A 23221-nucleotide genomic window follows, 5' to 3' on the forward strand; every position below is an offset into this window, starting at 1 on the left:
AGCGGACAACGAGCAGGGTCTTGCCTGCCTCTGAAAGTGCGTTAAAAACGCACTTTTTCCCGCAGGAGTCAACGAAAAGTGACACTTTTCAAGTAATACCGTGAGGGAAAGCCGAGCATGTAGACAATTTAGAGCGCAATCCGTCTCGAATCGCTTAGAACCCCGAAAAGCAATCGGTCGCGACCCTGCAGCTTTGCTGTAGCGGCGTGACCGGTTGCCGCTTTGAAGACGAGGCGAGACAGGAAAGCACGAACGGAGTGCTTCTCAATATAGCATTTTCACCCTTCAGCGTGTATAAAAAGTCCTAGTAAGCTATCAGCACTTTTCGATAGGGCTACCAGAGTTTCCAACCTGGAGCTCCAGGAGGCGCATTATCAATCATGTGCCAAATCGGTACTGTGTAAGCAAACGCAATCAAAGCAAACGTCACGAAAATCCAAAGTTTCCAGTTCTCAAAGAAGAGTGGTGTCTTCATCGCTGCTTCCTCTGTTTCCGCGACAGGAAATTCAGTACTTCCTTTCGGTGTCCGGAAGGCCAGTTGGAACATCGCAAACAAGAATAAGAGGATTGAAATAAAGAGGATCGTACCACCGATTGCCATCGCAACGTGATAGGGAATCCAATCTGCGACGAGCGAATCTTTGAAATATGCCGCAGGACCCGTCCGTCTCGGATTGCCAAGTAAGCCTGAAATATGCATCGCAGTCGACATAAAGAGCATACCAATCGTCCACGTCGCCGTCTGGATGAGACCAATTGTATTGATCCGTTTTGTTAAGGTCCGTCCTCGTAATAATGGAACAAGCCAATAGGCCGTTCCAAAGAACGTCAACGCGACTGCAGCCCCGACTGTGATATGGAAGTGACCTGTCACCCATAAAGTGTTATGCACGACGATATTCAATTGGTGGGAAGCATTGACGACACCACCGGCTCCAGCCGGGATGAAGAACAACATGCCGACGAACGGTGCAAGAAAGCGGACATCCCGGTACGGCATTTTCTTGATCCACCCAAATAGTCCGGTCGCACCTTGACGACGACCTGCTAGTTCGAATGTCGCAAACATCGAGAATGCTGTCATCAATGAAGGAATGATGACAAGGAACGTCAAGACGACTTGGATGTACTTCCAAAATGCTGATATACCGGGTTCGAGCAACTGATGGTGAAAACCAACAGGGAACGAGAACAATAAGAACAGTAAAAATGACATTCGTGCTAAAGCATCTGAAAAAATCTTACCCCCGACAATCTTTGGAATGACCGTGTACCATACGATATAGGCTGGCAATAACCAAAAATAGACGAGCGGATGACCAAAATACCAAAATAATGTTCGGGATAATTCGATCCCGACCTTATCCGTCCAACCGAGTGATAACGGCAAGAGTTGAAAGAGAATAGTCGCTGCGACACCTAGCGTGGCGATGACCCACAACAAAGCCGTCATGATGCTCATATAGGCTTGAAGTGGTGGATGGACATCCTTATGTTCTCGTTTGTAATCCGCGTACATCCGGAACATTGCGGCAGAAGAAACCCATGTTCCCACAACGAAAATCACGAGTCCGATATAAAAAACAGGGTGTGCCTTCAGCGGCGCATAAAACGTGTAGAGAACGGATGCTTCACCTGCTAACACCATCCATGTGACAAGGAGGACACCGACAATCATCAACCAGAATCCAACCCAGCCCAAGCGTCTCGGAAACTCTTCAAAACGCCCGAACGACTGTCCTAAAAATGAAAATAAAAGTCCGAATATGAATAATGTCGTAAAGACAATCGCAAGCATTAGTCCGTGAGCCGTCAGCAATTCATAATAACCGACTCCAGCAATTTCTGGAATGACTCCAGTACGGACGAGTGTCTGTAGTAGACCACATAGTCCACCGATCAGTAACGCCACAAGTGAAAAACTGACGTAGGCAAATCCGAGTTTTGCTTCTTTTAATCCAATCTCTCCTGCGGGGATTCCCCGCTCCATCTCAAACTCCATTAATTTTTTCGAAATCGCATTCATTTATTCCACCACCTTAATCTTAGTCGACATCATGTGATGCGCCGATCCACAATATTCGTTACAGACAATTAAATATTCGCCAGCTTCTTTGAATGTGTACTCGATTGAATTGATATGTCCGGGAACGACCATCATATTGACGTTCGTCTTGACGATTTCAAATCCATGGACGACATCTTTCGACGTCACCAGAAAATCGACGGTCGCGCCTTTTTTGATAATCATGTCTTGCGGTGTGAACTGGAAAGCTTGTGAGACCATGACGGCCTCATATTTATTGTCGTCAATTTTTTTTAGACCCGGTTTATCAAATGGCTTCGTCTGATCGACTTGCGTCGGGTCAATCAATGTTGCGTCCGACGGTGGTTGATTATCAGAAGCGAATGCTGATACGCCAATGATGATTAAAAAGACTGCCAACATGATACAACCGAATACTAACCATATTTTTTCTAAACGATGAATATGCACCCTGATTCCCCCTTATCTTGAAGTGAATAATAAAAAGATTGATCCCCACATTCCGATGATGACTCCGGCAACGATAAATACAGCGATAAACGTTCCCTTCAGTTCTGTATCTGATTTCTGACGCATGATCAGTAGCTCCCTTCCGTCGTTGAATCGGTGACTTAACCTACCTTTATTTTAGAAAAAGACACCCTTCGTAATATGTGATAAACGTCACACCAATTGTGACGATTTCGCGCTTTTCTTTTATAAAACACACATAAAGTTCACAACTTGTTACGTACTGAACATATTTTGAACTGCTACTGTTATGCGACACAAAAAAGGACCGCATTCAAAAAGAATGTGATCCTACAGCGTGTAGACAAACTATTATGAAGAGTGAACATACTATAACGAGAGGCAATCCGTTCGCGCGTCCCTGTCTCGCATCGTCTTCAAAGCGGCAACCTTCCGCGCCGCTACAGCAAAGCTGCAGGGTCGCGACCGATTGCTTTTCGCGGTTCTAAGCGATTCGAGACGGATCGCGTGCTAAACCGTCTGCATGCCAGGCTTTCCGTCACGGTATTCCTATAAAAAGCGTCACATTTCGTTGACTCCTACGGGAAAAAGTGCGTTTTTAACGCACGTTCAGAGGCAGGCAAGACCCTGCTCGTTGTCCGTGAGGATCAAGGAGCAACGGCTTGCGCCTCGCCCGAGGAAAGCAACGAAAAAAGACGCTTGATCTCCCGATAGCACGTTGTCTACATCCTGAAGGACCACATTCAAAAAGAATATGATCCTAGACTGCTGATAAGTTCTTCTAAAGTTTGACGTGTTGCGGTTCCATCAAAAGGATGATGTTGGAGCAATTTTTAAGTCAGCTCCAGCGTATGGCTCCGTAAGCTAACGCTCAAGTTAAGTTTAAATCCGGCAGACACCGACAGGACACCCTTCACAGTGGCAAAGATCGCGTAAATAGTTGGCATCATGAACGATGATTTTAGTCGTCGTCATCGAAATAACATTGTCTTTTTTCCACTGAGAAAACATCCGGTTGACCGTTTCACGTGGTGCCCCGATCAACTGACCGAGTTCAGTATCCGACGGTCGCTTTGAAATCACGTAATCGTCATCGACTTTTTTTCCGTCCATTGCGATTAGTCGTAAGAGTGTCGAAGCGAGTGCCCCTTGTTTCCCGAACAATAAGAGGTCACGTAACTTCGTTTCCGTTTGTTTTCGCATCAAGGCTTGCCAGCGCATGATATCTAATGCGAATGTTCCATCTTTTTTCATCAAATCTTCGAGTGTCGATTTCGAGATGAAGCCAATGACACTGTCCTCCATCGTTTCGACACTATAGGAGCTTGGAAATGCTTCTCCGACATCGAATTCACCAAATAAGTCACCTTTGAAATATAAGAACATCATTAGCGGGCTACCTTTTTTCGTGAGCTTTGATAGTTTTACACCACCTTGTTTCACATAAAAAAGTTTATCGTTCATTTCCCCTTCCCAACAGACGATTGAGTCTTTTTTAAAAGATACCTCAGTCATGAACTCTTCAAGTAATTCACGTGTCTCACTCGACAACACGAACGTATTGGCTTCTGTCGTCCCACAAGTAAGCATCTCGCATTCTCCTTTCCGTAGCTTCTGCCTTCAGTATAGAACATCACAAGGGAAAATAGCGTTTTTTCAAAAGATTGTCAAACTTTGTTCACTATTTCACAAATTAAATAAACAAAAAAAAGCCAAGGTAGACCGATTGGATCTACTCTTGGCTCCGTTTAAGTCCCATTTATAATAAATAACGCATCCATTTTGAATCGGTATTCGAGCGCATGTAGCGGAACGGCAAATCGAACTTCGTCGTATTGTTGACGACTCCTTTACGGTGGCTGAACGTCTCAAAGCTGAATTTCCCATGATAGCCACCGATACCACTTCCGCCGACCCCGCCAAATGGCAAGTTATGTTGCGCAACATGCATCAACGTATCATTGATGCATCCACCACCAAATGACACACGATCGAGTACACGATGCTGAACAGCTTTACTTTCTGTGAAGAGATAGAGCGCCAACGGCTTATCACGGTCATTGATGAAACGGATGACCTCTTCCACTTCACGATAAGAATAGACTGGAAGAATCGGTCCAAAGATTTCCTCTTGCATCAACGGACTTTCTGGATCAACGTCCGTCATGACGGTTGGTGCCATCTTTCTCGTCGCTGCATCGACTTGACCACCAAATAAAATTTCACCTTGGGGCAAGTAGCCACTCAATCGATCCAAATGACTGTCTGAAACAATCTTGACGTAAGAATTCACACCAACACCATTACCATACTGGGCAAAAGCTTCCTTTTCAATCAAGCGTAAAAATTCCTCGCGGACGTCTTCATGGACAAAAACATAGTCAGGGGCGATACACGTCTGTCCTGCGTTTAACCATTTGCCCCAAGTAATTCGTTTTGCAGCAAGCTTTAAGTTCGCATCACGGTGAACGATCGTCGGAGACTTCCCGCCGAGTTCAAGCGTGACAGGTGTCAAATATTTCGCCGCTGCTTGATGGACGATTTTTCCGACACGCGTCGACCCCGTAAAGAAGATGTAATCAAACTTCTCTTCAAGAACAGCTGAACTGACGTCCGCATCCCCCTCGATGACAAGTCCAAATCGTTCGTGAAATGCCGTTTCAAAGACTTCACGGAGAACACGCGAGACGTTTGGTGTTAGTTCTGATGGTTTCAAGACAACCGTATTTCCGGCAGCGATCGCCCCGATGATTGGTGCAACAGCGAGCTGGAAAGGATAGTTCCACGGCGCGATGACGAGCACGTTTCCGTATGGTTCATAATGGATGTCACTTTTTGACCCGATATGTAACAACGGTGTCCCGACTCGTTTCGGTTTAGCAAGTCGGCGAAGTTTCTTCTCCATCCGTGCGAGTTCGCCGTAGACGAATCCGATTTCCGTCGTAAACGCATCTTGACGTCCTTTATTCAAGTCCGTTTTTAATGCCTCATAAATTGCTTCTTCATGCGTTTCAATCGCTTGCTTTAAAAACGTCAACATACTTAGACGAAACGCAACACTTCGCGTCGCGCCTGTCTTAAAGAAATTACGTTGCGTTTGAACAAGATTCGAAATAGTTGATTCAGTCATCGTCGATTCCATCTCGTGTTCCTCCTCATGGTCTAGGCTTTCTTTTCCTCATTCTATCATAGCGAATGAGCAATGATTCAATCGTATGCTCCCTCTTCTTTGTGATTAGACAAAAAAGCAGGACTCGAAACGCGAGTCCTGCTGTGTTCGTTTCATGAAGACAGTGATTTTACCATCCGAATCGTCTTATTTCATCTGATTGATTACAGCTGAATCGCTGTTTCAAGTGCCACTTTCATCATATCATTGAACGTCGTTTGGCGTTCTTCAGACGTTGTTTCTTCTCCCGTTAGGAGGTGATCTGAAATCGTCAAAATCGTCAAAGCATTGACTTTATGTTTTGCAGCGAGTGTGTAGAGACCTGCTGCTTCCATCTCGATTGCGAGGCAACCGAAGTCCGCCCATTTTTTGAAGTGGTGGAAATCATCTTGATAAAATTGATCCGTCGTGAAGACTTGACCGACTTTTGCGTCGATTCCGTGTTCTTGTGCCATTGTGTACGCTTTATGCAATAACTCGAATGAAGCTGTCGGCGCATAATCCAATCCATTGAAACGGACACGATTTTGAGCCATGTCGTGTGAAGCACTCATCGCGATGACGACGTCACGTACTTTTACATCCGGTGTAATCCCGCCCGCTGTACCGACACGGATCAAGTTTTTTGCACCATACGATTGAACGAGTTCATTTGCATAAATTGACATCGACGGAACACCCATACCTGTTCCTTGAACGGATACTTTTTTCCCTTTGTATGTTCCTGTGAAGCCATACATCCCACGCACTTCATTATAAAGAACAACGTCCTCTAAAAATGTTTCGGCGATGTACTTCGCGCGAAGAGGATCTCCCGGAAGTAAAACTGTTTCTGCGATTTGACCTTCTGCTGCATTAATGTGTACGCTCATGTACGTTTCCTCCTTGACGTTCGTTTAATTAAATAGATAACAACTCTCTAAACTCATTCGGTGTCATGCCGAATTGCTTCTTAAATACTTTTCGAAAATATTTATCATCCTGATACCCGACTTCAACGGCAATCTCATATATACGGGCGTTCGTCTCTCCCAGCAATTCCTTTGCCCGATTTAGACGAATCGTTTGGATATAATCCGATAAGTTAACCAAAAAACGCTGTTTAAAGCGCCTTGATATATATTCTCGGCTTAAATAGAAGCGCTCACTCATGAGCTGGAGCGTTAACTCTTCCGCATAATGTGTCTCGATATACTTCGCAATTTGATCAATCGCCTCTCCCTGCTCTTGAACTGGGCAAATCAGCTCCATCGCTCGGGAAAGCGCATCATTTAAAACATCTGGATCGATCGGTTTCAATAAGTAATCAAACGATTGATGTAAGATCGCACGACGCATATACGTATAATCATCATAACCTGTCAACACGATCGTGACGACCTTTGGATGATGATTTTTTGTCCATTCTAATAAACTTAATCCGTCTACTCCCGGCATTTCAACATCGGTCAGCATCAATCCGACTTTTTCTTCATTTAAGATTTTTTTCGCAGCTGCTCCATCCTCCGCTTCAAAAATATGCGATACTTTCCAGTCACCCCATTCACCAAGTAACTTTACAGCGTCACGAACATGTTGTTCATCATCAACGATTAGTACATTCATTACAATTCCTCCTGTTCGATCGGAATTCGGATAGTGATTCTGAATCCACCTTCTATTGGAGATTGGAGCGTCATGTTTGTGCGTTCACCGTAAAAAATTTGAAGACGTTCGTATATATTGTGTAAGCCGATGCCAGATGTTTGCCGGTCTTCAGGAGCGCGATGTGCCCGCATTTTTTGGTTAATCATCTCAAGATCTGCCTCAGACATGATCGGTCCGCTGTTTTCGACGCTAATGATCAGTTGGTCCCCATCGGTTCTAATTTTGTACGCTAAGTAATTTTCTAACGCATCACTTTGCTGATTAAAGGCATGTTTAAAGTAATTCTCAGCGAACGGTTGCAAAATCATTTTTGGTACTTCAATCGGGTTCATGTGCCACGGGACATCGACGATATAACGAAATTTTTCTGGGAAACGCTGTTGTTGTAAGCGCATATACCCTTGAAGATGGTCGACTTCTTGCTTTAATGTGACAATCGTCTGTTCGTTGTTCATCGAATAACGCATCATTTGTGAAAGACCGGTTATCGAACGGTAGGCGACTTTCCGGTCCCCTTGCAACGTCGTTGTTCCGATTGATTGTAGCGCATTAAATAAGAAGTGTGGATTGAGCTGTGATTGCAACGCACGTAGCTCGTTCGTCCGATTTTCAAGTGCTAACCGGTATTCTCGTTTAATCAAACGATCCATCCGGTGCACCATTCGTTGAAACTGGCGATTCAATAAACCGATTTCATCATTTGTCGTCGCGACAAAACGTGTGGAGAGGTCCCCTTGCTCGACCCGCCAGACATTTGCCGTCAATTGTTTGATCGGTTTTGTAATTTCGAGTGCGACGAGACTTGCCGCCATAATCATTAATAGAAGTGACACTAAACCAATCACCAATAAAATGATTGCCGTTTCATTTGCTCCCTTGATGACAGAAGCATAAGGAATTTTCTTGATCAGTGTAATCGGCACGCCTTGCTTTTCGGTCTTCACATACACGATGAACGAGCTACCGACGTGCATGCTCCCACTTTTTCCAGTCATTTTTTCAGTCGTCACCGGTAATGTCGTTCCTGTCTTCGCGATTAAGTGATTCCCACTCATTAACCATAATGATTCGTCCGGTGAATTTTCAAACAGCTGTAGTTGTTGTTCAAATACCCGAACTGGAATGTCTACTGACAAAAAGCCGATGGGTTCACTCGTTTCGACGCGATCAATCCGGTAACGAAAACTGACGACTTCTTTTTCATCAAGAATCATCGTCCGAGAATTATATGCTGTAATCACATGTTCCGGGTCTATCAACCAACCATTTTCTTGTTGCATCAATCGAAAATAATCAGTCTCTTGTAACCAATCAAATTTGCCACGACCGGAAGTCTTCATATTATAGACAGAGTATTCCGAGTACCCTTTTAAAATCACAAAATGAATTTGTTCAACATCCTGTCTTGATAAAAAGAGACCGAGTAAGGAACGAGCGACGACACTATCTGACTCACCAAGCTCAGCATCGGCACCAGCATTCATAATATTCATCAATGAACGATTAGCGTAGAGACTTGTTGATAACCGTTTCACGTCTTCCATATAATGACTGATTTGACTATTTCCGCGTTGGAGAGCGCTTAAACTCGAACGCTCGGCTTCTGCAATGTTTTGCTGACGTACATATATATAAGAAGCAGTTGTAGCAAGTGTTGTCGGAACCAAGATAGCGAGGGCTACAAGTAATATAAGACGCGTCCGGATGCTCTTCATTTTGCCACCTTCCACCCTTTTTCTTCTAATAAATAGTATAGCACAACTGTATCCGCTTACATCCACTTCCTTTTAGCGCTTACGATGGTTTATAGATCAAGTTATCCATAATATACTTAAAAAATAATCCTTGATTCCGAATGAATAATCATATAGTATCGTTAATGTTCGTTTTTTAATTAAACTCATCGAAGGTGGTTCTCTATTTATGTTTAAGCTTTCTGCCCATAATACGACCGTGAAACGTGAAATCCAAGCCGGGTTCATTACGTTCATCACGATGGCCTATATTTTAGTTGTCAACCCAACGATTTTAGCTGACGCGGGCATTCCGCAAGCACAAGCATTTTCTGCGACCATTATCGCTACACTCGTCGGAACGCTTTTAATGGGGTTATATGCGAATCTCCCCATCGCCGTTGCACCGGGCATGGGACTGAATGCGTACTTCACGTATACTCTCGTCATCGGTGAAAAAATTCCTTATCAAACAGCACTCTCTGTCGTCTTTGTATCCGGAATCATTTTTCTATTGCTCTCGTTGTCTCCAATCCGGACGAAACTGATTGAAATCATTCCACTGACACTCAAGTTAGCGATCACTGGTGGAATTGGACTTTTCATCGCTTCACTTGGACTGAAGATGTCAGGTATTCTTGTTGCAGATGAAGCGACTTTGATTACGATTGGCTCACTGTCTTCACCAGAAGCTATTATTACACTCATTGGTTTGATGACTGCTGCCATCTTAACTGTCAAACGTGTTCCAGGTGGATTACTGTACGCGATGATTCTTGCGGGTGCGCTCGCTTTCATCACGGGAGAACTCAAATTTTCAAATACACTCACGGCTTGGCCAACATTACCGGAAGGCTTGTTAGTCACAAACCCTTTCACAGCGATTCAAGATGTCTTTCAATACGGACTCTTTAGTGGTGTCCTTTCGTTCGTCCTCGTAACGATGTTTGATACGACAGGTACGATGGTCGCAGTCGGTGAACAGGCCGGACTGATTGAGAAGGACGGTTCACTTAAAAATAGTGATCGTGCTTTATTATCTGATTCAATGGCGATGGTCGTCGGTTCGATCTTTGGTACAAGTCCTACGACTGCTTATGTTGAGTCTGCTTCTGGTGTTGCTGCCGGAGGACGTACTGGTTTAACGTCGGTCACAGTCGGTCTGCTCTTTGCGCTCGCAGCGATTTTCGGACCAGTCGTCCAAGCGATTTCAGGTGTTCCTTCGATTACGGCACCCGCTTTAATCCTTGTCGGTGCATTGATGCTTCAAAACATCAAGCAAATTGCGTGGGAAGATTTCAGTGAGGCCTTCACTGCTTTTCTAATCATCATCATCATGCCGCTTTCAGGAAGCATCGCGACCGGAATTGCCTTCGGATTCATCGTCTATCCGATCATGAAAGCCGTACAAAAGCAACGGGTCCATGCCTTAATCTATCTATTTGCCATCCTGTTCTTTATCCAGTTATTTTTCTTATAAGATGTAAAAAACTCCTCTTCCCTATCATCGATTCGATAGGAAAGAGGAGTTTTTCATGTCGATCCCCACCATGTAAACCACTGGTCTGAGATCGCTGTAGTTACTGCTTATTTTTTCATTTTCATCCATGTCTTCGTGAAGTCCTGTAACATCTCTTCTGACGTTTTTTGTTTACCGATATAGGCTTGCATGATTGCTCCGTATTCATTTACAGCACCATCCGGATATTTGAACCAGTTCCATGAAATCGTTTTGCCTTCTTTCGAGTAAGCTTGAATATCTTCTGCAAGCGGTCCTAAGTCCGTCGCTTCGATGGATTTAAAGGCCGGAATGAACTTAAATTTATTGACCATATAGTCTTTTCCTGTATCCGATGTCGCCATCCACTCGAGGAACTTCTTACCTTCTTCTTTATTCTTCGAGTTTTTATTGACGACCCAGTTATTCGGGACACCAACCGGAAGACGGTCCATTTTTTCTTTATCATCATTGATCGGCATCGGGATGAAGCCCATTTCGATGTCCGGGTTCACATCCGTGATCAACTGTTGCGCCCAGTTCCCTTGCTGAATCATCGCTGTTTTTCCTTCAGCAAACTGTGTGACTTGTGTATTATAGTCTGTCGTCAACGGATTTTTATTCCCGTATTCAATCGTTAAGTCAAAGAGATCAATAAATTCTTTAAACTGTTTGTTGTCCTCGAATTTCCCTTTTCCTGCGTTTAAATCTGCAATAAACTGGTCGGGATCATCTTGTTGCGCCATCGGAATATTCAAGAGGTGATTTCCGAGTACCCACCACTCGCCATATCCGATCGAGAACGGTGTCACACCATCTGCTTTAAGTTTTTTAGAAGCATCCGTCAGTTCCGTTAACGTTTTTGGTAAGTCTGTGATGCCAGCTTTTTTAAAGATTTCTTTATTATAAATAAAACCATAGCCTTCTAAGTTCATCGGCATACCATATAGTTTTCCATCAATCGTCATCGGTTCTTTTGAAAGATCAGTTAAGTCACTGACCCACTCCTCGTCTGATAAATCTTCAAGTTTATCTTGCCACGTTTTTGCTTCAGCAAAACCACCATTATTGAAGACATCCGGTTCATTTCCTGACGCGAACTGTGACTTCAAGGCTGCACCATAATCCGATCCACCACCGACTGTTTGAACGACGACCTTCGTTCCTGTTTCCTTTTCGTACTCTTTCGCCATTTGTTCCATGTCTTTCGCAATCTCCGCTTTAAACTGGAATACATTAAGCGTCTTTCCATCTTTGGAAGAATCACTGTCCTTAGAATCGTCGCTATTTAGCGTCCCACCACCACATGCTGCTAATGCGACGACCATTGCCGTAGTGACGACTGGTACTGTTGCCCATTTACGTTTACGCATTCGGATACCTCCCTGATTTCGAGTTGATAATCGTGCTACGCTTTTACAATAAATGAAAACGCTACCAAATAAGATAGATAATTTTGTCGGGTGTGGTGGAAAATATTGAACAGTCGTTATCCGACCGAAAAACTCGGGATTAGTGTATAATGAAGTTAGAATTAAATTTTAACAAAGGAGTTTGATGCAATGTCCTTACCTTCGATTATTTTACTGATTGGTTCTTTGTTGTTCATCGCTGTCTGGACAACAAAATTATCTAGCCGCTTTAACATACCTGCTTTACTTATTTTCATTTCTTTAGGAATGATTGCTGGTAGTGATGTCACGGGCTTCATTCGTTTTGACGATGCAGAGTTGGCACAGTTGTTCGGTACGATTGCCTTAATCGTCATCTTGTTTGAAGGTGGTCTTCAAACGGTCTGGAAAGATGTCAAAAAAGAGCTCGCCCCATCTTTGTCCCTCGCGACGTTCGGTGTGTTCATCGCAACGACTGTCGTTGCCGTTGCTTCCCACTATATTCTTGGCTTTAACTGGCCCAATTCCTTTTTACTCGGAGCCATCGTCGGGTCGACAGACGCGGCTGCTATCTTTTCTGTGCTGAGTGGTCAATCCGTCCGGCGTAAAGTGGGTTCAACCCTCGAAGTCGAATCAGGGACAAATGACCCAATGGCTGTATTCTTGACGGTTCTCTTTCTTGAGTTTGTCACCAATCCGCAAGATGCCTCTCTTTTAAACGGCTTGTTTTCACTCACTTGGGAGATGGTTATCGGATTGTTACTTGGACTCGCGATTGGTTGGGTCGCTTCTGCCGTGATCAACCGAATCGATTTAAGTTCTTCTAGTTTTTATCCGATTCTCTTGATGTCATTTGGTTTCCTCTCATTCGGTATTGCTTCTGCTTTCTCAGCAAGCGGATTCTTAGCTGTCTATGTCACAGCCATTTACATCAGCAACCATGAACTTGTCTATCGGCAGACACTCGTCCGTTTCACGATGAGCATGGCCCATCTCGCTCAAATCGGAATGTTCATCGTACTTGGTCTACTCGTCTTCCCGAAACAGCTGCTTGATCCTCAAGTCATTCTTTCGTCTATCGCGCTAGCTTTGATTTTGATTTTCATCGCTCGTCCACTTTCTGTTTGGTTAAGCTTACTGCCGTTTAAATACAGTTGGCGTGAGAAGATTTTTATCTCGTTTGCAGGTCTTAAGGGTGCTGTTCCAATCATTCTCGCTACTTATCCACTTGTTGCAGGAATTGATAATGCCTCGATGATTTTCAATATCGTCTTCTTCACAGTGCTACTTTCGACATTGATTCAAGGGAGTTTGTTAAGTTTATTGGCTGACCGCTTACACTTAAACGAAACGGGCTCATCAACAATTCAAACCGTCATCGAATTTATGTCGATTGGAAAACCAAACGCTGAAATCATTGAATTAACGATTCCACGTCACCATCCGTTCATCGGAAAAATGATTTCAGATATTCAACTCCCTCAAGAATTTTTGATCACGGCAATCATCCGTGACGACCAAATCATTACGCCGCGTGGTGATACTGTATTCGAAGGAAATGATCAACTGTTGTTGTTGACACCGAAACACCGGATTAAAACGTTAAAACGCTTCCTGTTCCCTAAAACGTCATAACAAAAAGGAGAATCGTGTTTACGATTCTCCTTTTTTCGATTTCCGGCGATAAATAATGTAACCGACGATTCCGATGATGATAATCCCGAGAATCCACCACAGTTCTTTTTCAAGTGCTTTTAACATCGACTCTGCACGTGCTACCCCAAATTTTTCTCCTAGCCAAATATAGAAGAACGAGACCGGAAATAATCCGACACTCGAAGCAAGGATATAACGCTTGAAGGAAAGATTAAATAGTCCACAGGGAATCGAGACAACCGACCGAACGACAGGAAAGAAACGACCAAATAGTGCTGACCACGTTCCGTATTTCGAAACAATTCGTTCCCCTTGATCGATTTCCCGTTCTTTAATCAATAACCATTTCCCGTAACGGACGAGTAATGGTCGTCCAGCATAACGACCTAAAAAATAAAATAATGTCGCTCCCATCAGGCTACCAAAGAAGCCGATTAAGACAGCCGTCGTCCAGCCGAGTGTTCCGTTTGAGACATACAGACCCAGTAAGGGTAACCCGACTTCTGCCGGAATTAATTCAGTACCTAATCCAAGAATCATAATCCCTAAAAAAAGCCAGAGATTTGACTCTCCAGCTGCAAATAACCACTCTAACACGCTTGACCCCTCCTCTTTTTTAACCTCGCGGACGGAGGAGATAATAGATGATGACGACAAGTGTCGTCCATACACCAGTGAAAATACCAATCACACCTACAATAAAGAAACCTAGTGCTACCATTGAGCCTGTTTCTTTATAATCACGCCACATCGTTCGAAGTCCTTTAATGTTAAACCAAAGAAATAGAACAAATAATAACGCAAATACCAGTCCTGTAATGAGTAATGCAGACATGTCTTCACCTCTTTCTTATTTATTCTTATGCCCATTATACGTCAATTCAACACGTTTTCCCTCCGTCTAAGGTCTTATGAACTTACTCATACTAAAAAAGAGACCCCACGTTTGTGAGATCTCATTTTCATTTCTTCTATATAATATAGTCACTCGCTTACAGGAGGTGCACACCTTGCTCGCGGTACGAACGACGCGTTTCCTCTGACCAGACGGATGCTTGGACTTCCCCGATGTGACGTTTCTTCAATAGGAACATCGCCATTCGTGATTGCCCGATCCCTCCTCCCATCGTCAACGGGAGTGTCTCTGAAAGAACACCTTGATGGAAAGGAAACTCTAATTTTTCGTGTTCTCCTGTCGTCTTGATTTGAGACAAGAGTGCCGCCCGATCGACGCGAATTCCCATCGATGATAACTCAAAAGCACCAATTTCCGGGTGATGAACTAAAATATCACCGTTTAGTGACCAGTCGTCGTAATCAGCTGCTCGGCCATCATGTTTTTCTCCAGAAGCTAAAGCTCCGCCGATTTGCATAAGGAAGACCGCACCGTACTCTTTTGTAATTGCCGTTTCCCGCTCTTTTGATGATAGGCTCGGATACGAATCTTCGAGCTCTTGTGTCGTCATGAAATGAATCGTCTTCGGTAACGTCGCTTCAATCCCGAACTGCTCTTGAACTTCTAATTCAACTTGGCGAATTGTTTCATAGATGGATAAGACCGTTGTCTTTAATGAATCGATTGTCCGAGCTTCTTTTGAGATGATCCGTTCCCAGTCCCATTGATCAACATGAATCGAATGTGTCGCGTCGAGTACTTCATCCCGACGGATCGCATGCATCAATGTATATAGCCCTTCGCCTTCTGCAAACCCATATGTGTGCAACGCTTGGCGTTTCCACTTCGCGAGTGACTGAACGATTTCAAGTTCTACTTGATGATCGATTGCATCAAAGCGAATGACACGCTCCGTTCCGTTTAAGTGATCGTTGACACCTAGTGTGCTTTCTACGAATAAAGGTGCTTCTACACGTGTCAATCCGAGTGTTTTAGAGAACTGGTCCTCAAAGCGTTTTTTTACGAGTGTGATGGCTTCCTGTGTCTGTTTCATCGATACGAGTGTTGTCATGGTTTTCTTCCTCCTCAATTGTGTTTTGAAAAAGAAGCCATAAAAAAGAGCCCTTCTCTCCCAAGAATATGGGACGAAAGACTCGGTTCCGCGGTACCACCCATGTTAGTAGCAAAGCTACTCACTCAAAAGACTTGATGAATCATCATCTCAATCTTCGGCCATATGATAACGGACAGGCATTTCCGGCTACGCCTACTGACAATCGTGTTCGGGTAGCGACTCCAGGATGTTCTTCACAACTTGTTTCCGACTGGGCTCTCACCGTCCCCAGCTCGCTAATACGGTTTTTCAAGGTGTTACTCTTCCCTTCAACGTCGTTGTTACAATTGAATTGAGATTATCGTACACTATGCCGTCACACTTTGAAAAGCTTTTTTTTTCAAAAAAATAAAATTGTCTGATTAGTCTGATTAAGTTTATCAAGCAAAAGCGTTCCCGCAGAAGCGAGAACGCGCTTTCAAAAATCATTTGATGGAACCACTCGTAATTCCTTGAATGATTTGCTTTTGCATCGCGAAGAAGAAGAGCAGTAACGGGATGATACCAAGCACGAGTCCGGCAAGCGCCAAGTCCCATTGTTTCGTGTATTGACCGAAGAAATAGAAAGTCGCCAGTGGAATCGTCCGTAAATCAACATCACGTAACATCAGCGATGGTAACAAAAAGTCATTCCAAATCCAAAGCGTGTTCAAGATGACGATTGTGACCGTGATGGGCTTAAGGAGCGGGAAGACGATCCGCCAAAAGACACCCCACTGTGAGCAGCCATCGATAATGGCCGCTTCTTCGATTTCTTCCGGAATGGATTTCATGAACCCATGATACAAGAAAATCGATAATCCTGATCCAAACCCGAGATACATCAAGATTAAGCCCCAGTAACTATTTTGCAAACCGAGCTGACCCGATAACTTCGATAACGGAATCATGATCGATTGGAACGGAATGATCATCGCTGCGACGAACAAAAAGAAAATAATCGTCGACAAGCGTGTTTTCGTCCGAACGAGTTTCCATGCCGCCATCGAACAGAAAATAACGATGATTGCATTGGCACCGACCGTGATGATGACGGAATTCAAGAACACTCTTCCGAAGTTCATCGCTTCCCAGGCATCCACGTAGTTTGAAGCCATCCATTCTTTTGGAAGACCGGATGTATTCGTAAAGATGTCCCCTCTCGATTTAAACGAATTCGAAAGTACGTAGTAAAAGGGGATCATATAGAGCAGTCCCATGATGAGCGCCGCAATTTCGACCATTCCAAGTCGAATCGAATAGCGTCCCTTTTTTTTCGGTTTTTGTTTTGTCGTTTGTTTTTCTGGCGTCGGTAAAGGTTGGGCTGTACTCATGCTTCCACCTCCCGCTTTTTCGTTAAGTAGACCTGTGTGACTGTAATCGCCGCAACGACCACAAAGAAGATGACAGCCTTCGCTGAACCAAGTCCTAAATTATTATTTGTAAAGGATTCTTTGTAGATGTTCAAAGCGAGCATCTCTGTCGACTTGAACGGACCACCGTTCGTTAACGATAAGTTCGTATCGAACAGTTTGAATGACCAGGAAATCGTTAAGAATAAGCAAATCGTCACCGACGGCATGATCAATGGAATCGTAATATTACGCAGTGTCGATAAGCGATTCGCTCCATCAATTTTTGCCGCTTCAACCAATTCTTGCGGTACATTTTGTAACGCAGCGATATAGATGACCATGATGTACCCGCCACCTTGCCAAATCGAGACGATGACGATTCCCCAAAAACCTGTTCGGGCATCTCCGAGCCATGGTAATTCAAAAAGACTCCAACCCGTTAACTCGCCAATCGAAGAAAAACCTTTTACATAAATAAACTGCCAGATGAATCCAAGAATCAATCCACCAATCAAGTTCGGCATAAAGAAAATCGTTCGTAAAAAATTACGAGTCCGAATGTTTTGTGTTAATAAAAATGCCAGGATGAATCCAACTAGATTGGTCAAGACAACAGCAACAATTGTATAGCGCGTCGTTAACCAAAATGACTGTTGGAACTGTTCATCACTCGTAAACAATCGAACATAATTGTCAAAACCAATCCAATTCAGTTCACCTGTAATCCCGTTCCAATCCGTGAATGAATACATAACGCCATTAAAAAATGGAACAAGAACAATGACCGCGAAAACCAAAAAAACCGGTCCTACGAACATCCAGAAATCCAGTCCGCGTTTTAGTTTTTTCTTATTGCCTGATGCCATTTATCATCCCTCCTCTACCTTACATTACGAAATTCGACAAAAAATGAAAACGTAACGATTTGACTCTTTGGGTGGAAAATATTGAACGATTATTTGGCGTGTCTGTTTTAGATACGCTACTATAAGGAAATAGAGAGAAATCTATAATTGGAGAGGGAGAAGCTGCCATGGAAAAAACCATTCGTTCTGACTTAGAAATTGCACAACAGACGATTTTAAAACCAATCTCTGAGATTGCTGATCAAATTGGACTTACGGAGGCTGATTACGACAGCTACGGAAAGTACAAGGCAAAGTTAAGTGATGGATTAGCAACTCGCCTCGCAACTAAAACGGATGGGAAGCTCATTTTAGTCACAGCCATCAACCCGACGGCTGCCGGTGAGGGAAAATCAACTGTGACCGTCGGTTTAGGTCAAGCACTCCATCGTCAAAATCATAAAACGATGATTTGTTTACGCGAACCCTCCCTTGGACCAACTATGGGATTAAAGGGTGGCGCTTGTGGCGGTGGGTATAGTCAAGTGTTACCGATGGAAGAAATCAATCTTCATTTCACTGGAGACATGCATGCGATTACTTCGGCTCATAATACGATTAGTGCTTTACTCGATAACCACATGCATCAAGGAAACGAGCTTCACATCGATCCACGTCGCATCACCTGGAAACGCGTTCTCGACTTGAATGACCGCGCCCTCCGAAACATTACGATTGGTCTAGGGGGACCCGCACACAGCATTCCACGACAAGACGGTTTCGATATTACAGTCGCTTCCGAAATCATGGCCGTCTTATGCTTAGCCGACTCCTTAAAAGATTTAGAAGAACGGATCAGCCGGATCGTCGTCGCTTATTCTTATGATCAGCAAGCAATCACGGTCAAAGACATTGAAGCGTCGGGTGCTGCGACATTACTGCTAAAAGAAGCGTTCCGTCCGAACCTTGTCCAGACCGTCGAAGGAACACCCGCTTTAATTCACGGCGGGCCATTTGCAAATATCGCCCACGGCTGTAACTCACTCATCGCAACACGGACTGCACTTAAGTTAAGTGATTATGTCGTGACAGAGGCTGGATTCGGCGCTGACCTAGGGGCTGAAAAATTCTTCAACATCAAATCAAGAATTGGTAATCTCCATCCAGATGCTGTTGTCATTGTCGCGACGATCCGAGCACTTAAGATGCATGGTGGCGTCGCAAAAGATCAACTCGTCGAAGAAAACCTAGCCGCCTTAACAGAAGGACTGGCGTTGCTCGAAAAACATGTCGAGACGATGGATGTATTCGGTGTTCCCGCTGTTGTCGCACTCAATCGATTTTTCACTGATACAGAAACAGAACGGCAAACCGTCTTAACATGGTGTCGCGAACGAAACATTCGCGTCGCAGAGAGCGAAGTCTTCAGCCAAGGTGGTGCTGGTGGCGAAGCACTCGTCAGTCAAGTCATGGAGGCACTCGAGGAAGAGAGTCAATTCAAACCGTTGTATCCAGCAGAGTTACCCCTCAAGCAAAAAATCGAACGAATCGCAACGCGTGTCTATGGTGCTGCTGACGTACATTTTGAAGACAAAGCATTGCGCGAACTTGAACGTTGTGCAGAACGCGGGCTGAATGACCTGCCGATTTGTATGGCGAAAACACCGTTTTCTTTAACGGATGATCCATCAAAATATGGTCGGGTCGAAGGATTTACCATCACCGTTCGTGAAATCAAGCCGGCCATCGGTGCCGGATTCATTATTGCTCTAACCGGGAATGTATTAACGATGCCGGGTCTTCCTAAAAAACCGGCTGCTAATCAGATGGGGATTTCTGAAGACGGAACAATCTTTGGTCTTTCGTAATCAAGAGAGGATGAGACATGTGACAATTAATCATACACACTGGATTGCTTCTGATGGCTATACAACAAATATGCGGATCCTAGAAGCACAAGCACCAAAGGGAGTCGTCATCGTTTTCCATGGCATGATGGAACACGGGGCACGCTATGACGAATTCGCAGAATTTCTCAATGCTCACCACTTCCATACTTTCATTCCCGATCTTCGCTGTTTTGGTGAACGTGCGCAGCAGCAAGATGCCCTCGGTCATCTAGAGCCGAACCAAGGGTTTGAACAACTCATTCAGGACGCAGAGGAGCTCGTACAAGATATTAAGCAACAGTATCCTGAATTACCGGTTTTCGCATTCGGACATAGTTTTGGTTCCCTCATCTCACGACGCCTTGGTCAAACGCTTGGGCATGTGCTAGCAGGCGTCATCGCTAGTGGTCCACCTACCGATGCTGGAGTTTCAGGAACAGTCAGTAAACAACTCGTTAAACGGTTGATTGCTAATACTTCCGCCAAACAACCAGCTGAAGGGATGGGGCGTGCTGTATTCGGTCGATACAACTTACGTTTTTTCCCCGCCCTTTCGTCGAATGCCTGGTTATCCTCGGACCCACAATCCGTCTTGCGGTATGATGAAGATCCACTTTCAGGGCAGACCGTAACACTCGGATTTTTCCATGAGCTCTTGACGGCAACCAAATCCGTCAATGCGCTAGCAAATCTTTATCAGCACCCACGGCATCTCCCCCTTCTACTCGTCGCCGGAGAAGATGATCCGGTCGCCTTTGATGGAAAAGGAATTCACGCATTGTTTGATGCCTACAATCGCGTTCGCGTTGAAGATACTCAACTGACCGTCTATCGCGGTTTACGTCATGAACTCTTCCATGAGTTCGAACGCATTCGTGTGTTCGCAGACATTGCCGGTTGGTTGAATAATCATATCAATGCTCCATATCCTGCTTCTATTCGAAAACAGGGCTCTTAATCGAAACAAAGAGCTGACGTTAACGTCAGCTCCGGCTGTAAATAAACTTTTAGGACGAGTGAAGAGCATGTTGGCGTGTCCCCCCTGAAAAGTGCGTAAAACACTTGTTTACTGTATTTCAAAGAAAAAGGGCTTTTCGCTACGGGAACCAAGTGTGCATCCAGTCATCATGAACGAGATGAAGCAAAAAAACGCCGATGACTCCGTATGAAAAACGGAATCATCGGCGTTTCTTATGCTAAGGACGAAACGGTCCATCACAAAGAATTGTGAAGGGAATCGTTTTGAATTAGCACCTTTTTCAACTCAAGAAATCCATTTTAAAGATGTCATGATTGTTTCGATTTCTTCTAACTCGAGCGATTCGCGATCCGCTGAGTACGTTAATAATACAAGGCGTTCTCCATCTGAATACGCAAAGATGCGAAGGAAAATTCCTTCCTCTTTTCCATCTACTGCGAGCAACGCTTCTTTTGTTGAATTACGACGCGTTTCAAGTGGACTCGTCAATTCGATATCAAATTCTTCAACCAACAAGTTGATTTCTTGTTCGGCTGCTTCGAATGGCGTCAATTCCTCCGATTCCGATTCATAAATCGAAAGTTGTAAGGTTCCCATCGCATTTTCTTCTGTCGAATAAAAACTGACAAAAGTCTCTTCTTCTTGATATTCAAATGCTTGTGGATATTCAAGTGTAATCCAATTATCGACCGTGTATTGTTTCATATTAATTCCTCCATTCGATTTATCTCGTCAAATTGTATCCCGGTCACGGTTAATCGTTCTAAATACCGTGCTAGCTGACTGGAGACGAAAATTCGATCTGTCAGTTCGTCTCGTAATAGATGATGGACACCGAGCGAATCTTGAACGAGTCGCTCTGTCATGAAGTAGACATACTTTTTTCCGATTGGTCGGAAAATGTTCGTCTTATGTAGATGTTCCACCCGTCTGACCGCTAGTATATTGATGAGATAGTAGTTGCTCCATCCCGATCTCGTTTGAAGTTGAACCCGAAGACATTGAACAGAAAACGGTGTAAACTGTTCAAGCGCCTGTTTCATCCGTTCAGAGACCAGCGGGATGTTCAACACGTTCGGAAGCACGTCCGGTAACATATCCGCATCCTGTTCAATCGAAAAGGCAAGTAAGCTTGCGTTAAGGAACCACTCTCCTGTCGTGAAGCGATGACGATCGATTTGATGATGGCATTGTGCCCTCCATCCTTTTCCCATCGGCTGTTCGCTCCAAACTTGAACTTTGTTCACTACTCATACGCTCCTCTATCCATCTTCAGCCATTCACAATCGTTACAGGAAGCTCATGTAAACGATTTAGCTATTATTATTGTACACATAAAATCAACCGAAATAGCTTTTTTTCATAAAAGTTATGGAAATAACTGCTTTGCTATGCTACTATATTTCATGTAGCACTCATGCGGGTGTAGTTTAGTGGTAAAACCTCAGCCTTCCAAGCTGATGATGAGGGTTCGATTCCCTTCACCCGCTCCAATTTTAAGACATAACATAGGTCAACGACCATAATCCCTCTAGAGGGCAGGCGGCTTGCGCGATGCAAGCCGTCTTTTTTGTTGTCTTCTAGGGTAATTCCTCATCGTTTCAGGGTATAGTTCGATATAAAAGGAGGGATTTCATGATCCAGATGAAGATGCCGGGCGTGACCGTCTATCAAAGTACATTGATGAAAACAACTTCAACCTTGATTGAAACGCCGGATTGCTTGATTGTCGTCGACCCCGGCTGGTTGCCGGATGAAATTGCGACGATTCGCCGAGATGTTGAAATCATCCGCCATGAACGTCCGCTCTATATCGTTTACACCCATGCTCACTTTGATCATATTTTAGGAGCTTATGCTTTTAAAGACGCCATCGCGGTTGCATCGCGTCGGTTCATCGAAACTGACACACAAGTCGCTTTAGAAGAAGTTCAAAATTTTAATGATGAATACTATATCGATTCTCCTGTCCTCTTTCCGGAGATCACGCATATCATTGAAGAATCGGAAACAACACTCACCATCGGATCGACTAAACTTATTTTCTTTTTGACGCCGGGGCATGAAGAAACACACCTATCCTTCGTCGTCATGCCAATGAATTTACTCATTTGTGGGGATTATGCGTCAGATGTTGAAATCCCCTTGATTGAACATGACTCGACGGAATATTTAACGACGCTCGAACTACTTGAATCGTTCATTTATGAATACGAGGTGAAATTGCTCGTACCAGGTCACGGACATATCTGTGATGTGCGGACGGATATGATTGAACGTCTACATCATAGTTATGATTATATTCTCGGCCTCCGTGCCGGAAAAGAGTCGGAATGGTCTGCATCTTGGCAACGAACTCCCTTCATGCATCGCCTCCATGAAAAAAATAAACGACAGGTCAATAAAGAGCATGAAGCCCGTCTCGCACGACGGCAGTTCGATTAATTCCCTTCGTTTCTTTCACCGGAAAAGGGGGACTGAATCATGCGGCAGTCCGATATCGATTTTCACAACGGACGTTTCCGTCCTACATCAACCAAATGGCCGATACTC

Annotated in this window: 21 protein-coding genes, 1 tRNA gene and 1 other annotated feature; of the genes, 6 read left to right on the top strand and 16 right to left on the bottom strand. The window is 44.2% G+C overall.

The genetic code is table 11. The annotated features are described in order from the left end of the window. Positions 1-334 precede the first annotated feature (334 nt). From KNQ02_RS11390 to KNQ02_RS11425, 8 genes are all read right to left on the bottom strand, one after another. Positions 335-2026 carry a b(o/a)3-type cytochrome-c oxidase subunit 1 gene (locus KNQ02_RS11390; RefSeq protein ID WP_088836390.1) on the bottom strand — a complete coding sequence of 564 codons (1692 nt, stop codon included), beginning with the start codon at positions 2024-2026 and terminating at the stop codon, positions 335-337. Continuing rightward, positions 2027-2497, bottom strand: coding sequence for a cytochrome c oxidase subunit II (locus tag KNQ02_RS11395; protein ID WP_088836389.1), 471 nt, complete (start codon positions 2495-2497; stop codon positions 2027-2029). Positions 2498-2509: 12 nt separating this feature from the next. Next, on the bottom strand, positions 2510-2623 hold the full coding sequence (locus tag KNQ02_RS11400) for a cytochrome C oxidase subunit II (RefSeq protein WP_152638917.1): 114 nt from the start codon (positions 2621-2623) through the stop codon (positions 2510-2512). Positions 2624-3400: 777 nt separating this feature from the next. Beyond that, complete coding sequence (locus KNQ02_RS11405; protein WP_214766658.1) at positions 3401-4108, bottom strand: Crp/Fnr family transcriptional regulator; 708 nt, start codon at positions 4106-4108, stop codon at positions 3401-3403. A gap of 169 nt (positions 4109-4277) precedes the next feature. Then, positions 4278-5660, bottom strand: coding sequence for an aldehyde dehydrogenase (locus tag KNQ02_RS11410; RefSeq protein WP_214805449.1), 1383 nt, complete (start codon positions 5658-5660; stop codon positions 4278-4280). A 191-nt stretch (positions 5661-5851) separates the two neighbouring features. Then, positions 5852-6559, bottom strand: a complete 708-nt coding sequence (gene deoD, locus KNQ02_RS11415) for a purine-nucleoside phosphorylase (RefSeq protein WP_029332717.1) — start codon at positions 6557-6559, stop codon at positions 5852-5854. Positions 6560-6587: 28 nt separating this feature from the next. Beyond that, positions 6588-7292: a response regulator transcription factor gene (locus KNQ02_RS11420; RefSeq protein ID WP_088836386.1), complete on the bottom strand. Its 705-nt coding sequence runs from the start codon at positions 7290-7292 to the stop codon at positions 6588-6590. Beyond that, positions 7292-9049, bottom strand: coding sequence for a sensor histidine kinase (locus tag KNQ02_RS11425; protein ID WP_214766662.1), 1758 nt, complete (start codon positions 9047-9049; stop codon positions 7292-7294). Before KNQ02_RS11425 ends, KNQ02_RS11420 begins: the two co-directional genes overlap by 1 nt. A gap of 208 nt (positions 9050-9257) precedes the next feature. Between KNQ02_RS11425 and KNQ02_RS11430 the strand changes: the two genes are divergently transcribed. Beyond that, entirely contained in the window at positions 9258-10547 is a 1290-nt protein-coding gene (locus KNQ02_RS11430) for an NCS2 family permease (RefSeq protein ID WP_214805447.1), read from the top strand. Positions 10548-10654: 107 nt separating this feature from the next. Here the strand turns inward: KNQ02_RS11430 and KNQ02_RS11435 are convergent, their stop codons facing one another. Further along, positions 10655-11938: an ABC transporter substrate-binding protein gene (locus tag KNQ02_RS11435; protein ID WP_088836383.1), complete on the bottom strand. Its 1284-nt coding sequence runs from the start codon at positions 11936-11938 to the stop codon at positions 10655-10657. Between the two features lie 189 nt (positions 11939-12127). Between KNQ02_RS11435 and KNQ02_RS11440 the strand changes: the two genes are divergently transcribed. Then, a complete protein-coding gene (locus tag KNQ02_RS11440; protein WP_088836382.1) occupies positions 12128-13591 on the top strand; it encodes a potassium/proton antiporter in 1464 nt (487 codons plus the stop codon). An 18-nt stretch (positions 13592-13609) separates the two neighbouring features. Here KNQ02_RS11440 and KNQ02_RS11445 read toward each other — a convergent pair whose 3' ends face one another. The 5 genes from KNQ02_RS11445 to KNQ02_RS11465 all read right to left on the bottom strand — a co-directional run bounded on the left by KNQ02_RS11445 (position 13610) and on the right by KNQ02_RS11465 (position 17821). Further along, a complete protein-coding gene (locus KNQ02_RS11445; protein ID WP_214766664.1) occupies positions 13610-14209 on the bottom strand; it encodes a DedA family protein in 600 nt (199 codons plus the stop codon). A 19-nt stretch (positions 14210-14228) separates the two neighbouring features. Further along, a complete protein-coding gene (locus KNQ02_RS11450; protein WP_214766666.1) occupies positions 14229-14447 on the bottom strand; it encodes a hypothetical protein in 219 nt (72 codons plus the stop codon). A gap of 157 nt (positions 14448-14604) precedes the next feature. After that, positions 14605-15579: an aspartate--ammonia ligase gene (asnA, locus tag KNQ02_RS11455; RefSeq protein ID WP_214766668.1), complete on the bottom strand. Its 975-nt coding sequence runs from the start codon at positions 15577-15579 to the stop codon at positions 14605-14607. Positions 15580-15645: 66 nt separating this feature from the next. Further along, positions 15646-15903 (bottom strand) — a binding site (T-box leader). 143 nt (positions 15904-16046) lie between these two features. Then, a complete protein-coding gene (locus KNQ02_RS11460) occupies positions 16047-16934 on the bottom strand; it encodes a carbohydrate ABC transporter permease (protein ID WP_214802470.1) in 888 nt (295 codons plus the stop codon). Continuing rightward, complete coding sequence (locus KNQ02_RS11465; RefSeq protein WP_088836377.1) at positions 16931-17821, bottom strand: carbohydrate ABC transporter permease; 891 nt, start codon at positions 17819-17821, stop codon at positions 16931-16933. The genes KNQ02_RS11460 and KNQ02_RS11465 overlap by 4 nt, the downstream gene beginning before the upstream one ends. Positions 17822-17988: 167 nt before the next feature. Between KNQ02_RS11465 and KNQ02_RS11470 the strand changes: the two genes are divergently transcribed. Both KNQ02_RS11470 and KNQ02_RS11475 read left to right on the top strand, forming a co-directional pair. Beyond that, positions 17989-19668, top strand: coding sequence for a formate--tetrahydrofolate ligase (locus KNQ02_RS11470; protein WP_214766672.1), 1680 nt, complete (start codon positions 17989-17991; stop codon positions 19666-19668). Positions 19669-19678: 10 nt separating this feature from the next. Then, the gene (locus tag KNQ02_RS11475) at positions 19679-20647 is read left to right on the top strand and encodes an alpha/beta fold hydrolase (RefSeq protein WP_088836375.1); all 969 of its coding nucleotides are present in this window, start codon (positions 19679-19681) and stop codon (positions 20645-20647) included. 306 nt (positions 20648-20953) lie between these two features. On the opposite strand, the gene KNQ02_RS11480 is transcribed toward KNQ02_RS11475, so the two are convergent. Next, on the bottom strand, positions 20954-21373 hold the full coding sequence (locus KNQ02_RS11480; RefSeq protein WP_088836374.1) for a hypothetical protein: 420 nt from the start codon (positions 21371-21373) through the stop codon (positions 20954-20956). After that, the gene (locus KNQ02_RS11485) at positions 21370-21915 is read right to left on the bottom strand and encodes an imm11 family protein (protein WP_235195200.1); all 546 of its coding nucleotides are present in this window, start codon (positions 21913-21915) and stop codon (positions 21370-21372) included. The genes KNQ02_RS11480 and KNQ02_RS11485 overlap by 4 nt, the downstream gene beginning before the upstream one ends. Before the next feature lie 172 nt (positions 21916-22087). On the opposite strand from KNQ02_RS11485, the gene KNQ02_RS11490 reads away from it, so the two are divergent. Together KNQ02_RS11490 and KNQ02_RS11495 are read left to right on the top strand one after the other, a co-directional pair. After that, positions 22088-22161 (top strand) — tRNA-Gly (locus tag KNQ02_RS11490). A 142-nt stretch (positions 22162-22303) separates the two neighbouring features. Continuing rightward, entirely contained in the window at positions 22304-23113 is an 810-nt protein-coding gene (locus tag KNQ02_RS11495) for an MBL fold metallo-hydrolase (protein WP_214770037.1), read from the top strand. The last annotated feature ends 108 nt before the right edge of the window (positions 23114-23221 follow it).

Source organism: Exiguobacterium sp. s102 (assembly GCF_018618635.1).
GTDB classification, from domain to species: Bacteria; Bacillota; Bacilli; order Exiguobacteriales; family Exiguobacteriaceae; genus Exiguobacterium_A; species Exiguobacterium_A oxidotolerans.